The organism is Paenibacillus sp. AR247 (assembly GCF_002968895.1).
GTDB classification, from domain to species: Bacteria; Bacillota; Bacilli; order Paenibacillales; family Paenibacillaceae; genus Paenibacillus_AQ; species Paenibacillus_AQ favisporus.
Window position 1 is genome coordinate 1573076 of record NZ_PCZT01000009.1, and the last position, 1500, is coordinate 1574575.

General features: G+C 56.7%; 1 protein-coding gene and 1 pseudogene. Both read right to left on the bottom strand.

The window, feature by feature from the left end:
- Positions 1-537 (bottom strand): Gfo/Idh/MocA family protein (locus CPT76_RS15540; protein WP_146116326.1); only part of this gene is annotated, 537 nt, incomplete at its 3' end.
- Between the two features lie 49 nt (positions 538-586).
- Positions 587-1500: pseudogene (locus CPT76_RS15545) on the bottom strand (LacI family DNA-binding transcriptional regulator); the annotation flags it as partial.

Here is a 1500-nt window from a genome sequence, read left to right on the forward strand (position 1 = left end):
TTTCTGCAGCCGCCATACTAACGGGAAGGCAGGGTCCAGAATCCAGTCCTGCAGAAACCAGGCGCGGAAATGATAGATCTGTCCCAGCCGGCCGCTTTCGATCAGATTTTTGGCCAGCCGGACCGCAGGCGAGAACCGGTAATTAAAGCCGACCATGTGCTTCACTCCCGCCTCCTCCGCAGCCTTCAGCATTTCACGCGAGTCGGCAAGCGTCAGGGCCAGCGGCTTCTCGCAGAAAATATGCTTCCCTGCCTTGGCCGCAGCCAGCGCGATGTCTTTATGCGCATCACTCGGCGCGTTGATGTCGATCAGGTCGATGTCATCCCGCGCCACCAGGTTTCGCCAATCCGTCTCCGTTTCGGCCCAGCCGTACTGCCCGGCCGCCTGCTGAACCGCATCAGCATCACGGCCGCAAATCGCCGCCATCTGCGGCTGAATCGGCGCCTCCGGGAAAAACATGGGCAGCGCCCGGTACGCATTGCTGTGGGCCTTCCCCATAAATTTGTAGCCTACCATGCCAATTCGCAGCGCTTTCATTTCCATCCGAATTCCTCCATCTCTTTGGTATATTGGACTTACTGGCTCATCAGAGCCGCAGATTCTGGGACGATGCCCGGATGACCAGCTCCGTCGGAAGCATGATCTGAAACGGGTTGACCCCGGAGCCGATGCTCCCTGCTCCAGCCGCTTCAGCACTTCAGCGACCGCAATTTCCCCCATTTCATAGAAAGGAACCTTTACGCTGCTCAGCTCAGGCGTCGTTACCTGTGAAGCATCCGAATTATCGTAGCCGAACATGGCCGGAAAACGCTCTTCGGACAGCCCATGATCCCGGAGACCCTGCATCAAACCGATGGCCATCCGATCGTTTGCGGCAAAGACGGCATCCACCTGATCGATGACCTTCATTAATTCAGAAGCAGCAGTGATGCCGCTGCTGCGGCTGAAGTTTCCGCGGAAGATCAGTTCCTCCTCCAGCACCAAACCCGCCTCGGCCAGCGCTTTCTCGCAGCCTTGAAGGCGATCCCGGCTGTTGGAGTAGGTCAGCGGCCCGTTCATGAACGCGATCCGGCGATATCCCTGTTCGATCAGATGGCGGACCGCCATATAGCTGCCCTGTACATGGTCTGCATCGACCTCACTGAAGGGCTCGCCTTCAAAGTGCTGATTGATCAGGCAGAAAGGCAGTCCTTCCTCTGCGAGACGGCGAAGGGCCAGCAGTTCTTCCCGATCATCCTTCGCTCCCAGGATGATGCATGTATCGATTTTATGCGCATGAAACCAGCGGACATAATCCATGGACTCGCCGGGCGTCTGAAACAGCAGCAGGATATCATGACCCAGCTCTCGGGCTTTGCTGCCGATTCCGCTTAAAATTTCCGAGAAGAAAAAGCTCGAAAACATATGTACCTTCGGCACATATGGAAGAACGACACCAATGTTGCCGCTGCGGCTGGTCGCAAAATTACGGGCCAGTGCACTGGGCACGTAATTCAGCTT